1 protein-coding gene is annotated in these 1,394 nt (G+C 60.3%); it reads right to left on the minus strand.

Features of this window, described 5'->3' with window-relative positions; translation table 11 throughout:
* Positions 1-9: 9 nt before the first annotated feature.
* Positions 10-1,230 carry an ISL3 family transposase gene (locus CH292_RS28435; protein ID WP_052059087.1) on the minus strand — a complete coding sequence of 407 codons (1,221 nt, stop codon included), beginning with the start codon at positions 1,228-1,230 and terminating at the stop codon, positions 10-12.
* Between the last annotated feature and the right edge of the window lie 164 nt (positions 1,231-1,394).

The following is a 1,394-nucleotide window of genomic DNA, read 5'->3' on the forward strand; positions in this document are numbered from 1 at the left end:
TGCCCCTCCTTACTTTTGTGTGGGTAGCTTGACCTCGATTCCGCCGAGGTTGAGATAGATCATTGCTGTCAGTGATGCGGCGGAATGGTGGCCGTAGCCTCGGGCGTTGATCAGCCTGATCTTGGAGTTGATTCCCTCGATGAGAGCATTGGAGATACCCAATTCGATTGCTGCGCAGATCGCATCGGACTTCTTGTCGATCATCCGGGCCAGTTGAACGAACGCAAGGATCCCGCAGGACTGTGCTTCGTCGATCCAGCGCCGCAAATACCGTGCAGCGTTCGAGGGCGCGACCTTCCGATACAGATCCCGGAACTGTTCCTTCAAACGCCACGCCGTCCCGACCTCGGTGTCAGCTGCAGTCACCATCCGCAGTAGCGACTTATGTGTCTTGGTGAGCCGATTCTTACCGAGCCGCAACGCAGTTCGAGCCTTGCGCCACTGCGGTGCCTGCATGACCAGCGTGCGCCGAATCGACGCGGCATCGGAGAACACCCGGTCCAACGCTCGGTTCACCCATTGCATGACATGAAAGGGATCCATGCACTGACGAGCGTGCGGGACGCGATGTTCGGCTGCCGCCCGGAATGCCGGCGACCCGTCCATCGACACCACCTGCACCTGGTCGCGCTCCTGTGCTGACTGTTGTTCGAAGAACTCCGAAAACGAGTCCCGACCGCGACCCTCGGAGATGTACACGACCTTGCCGGTGTCATGGTCGCCCACGATCGTGAGGTACTTGTGCGGATGCCGATAACAGATTTCGTCGACACCGATCCGATACAGCCGATCCAGACGGCGCGAGTCGATCAACGCATCGACCGCGCGAGTGACGATGGAAGTCACCGTTCGCCACGCGCAGCGCATCAACGTCGATACCGAGGTCCTGTCAGTACGTGTGACCAGCCACAGCACGGTGTCCTCGAAGTCCCGTGAATGCCGCGCTCGTGGCCGCGCCCACGGGACGTCCTCGGTACGAACACCGCAGGTCGGGCACTCGATCCGACGGATCGAATAGACCAGCCACACCTTGTGCCGGCCGAAATCGAGATGCCTCCAACGACGCAGCTCGCGATCGTAGGCCGCGGCGCTCGAATAGCCACACGGACACTTCACACGGCGTGCGGTCAGCCTGAGCGCGACCTCGACGGAAGAGTCTGTGATCGACACATCCGATACCGATGCACCGGGAATCTGAAGCAGACGGTTAAATGCAGTACTGACGCGCACGTGTAGCGGTCCTCCGGATTGAGGTCGGTGTAGGAACCCCGAAATCTAGAGGCCCAACACGTGCGCGTCCCTCATCTCACCGGCAACTCGCCGAACACTGCGTCCAACAACACAACCCGCCCTGAACAGCAGAAATAGCGCCCACACAAACCTCAGGAGCGCCA

It is taken from the genome of Rhodococcus sp. 14-2470-1a (genome assembly GCF_002259425.1).
Lineage (GTDB): Bacteria > Actinomycetota > Actinomycetes > Mycobacteriales > Mycobacteriaceae > Rhodococcoides > Rhodococcoides fascians_E.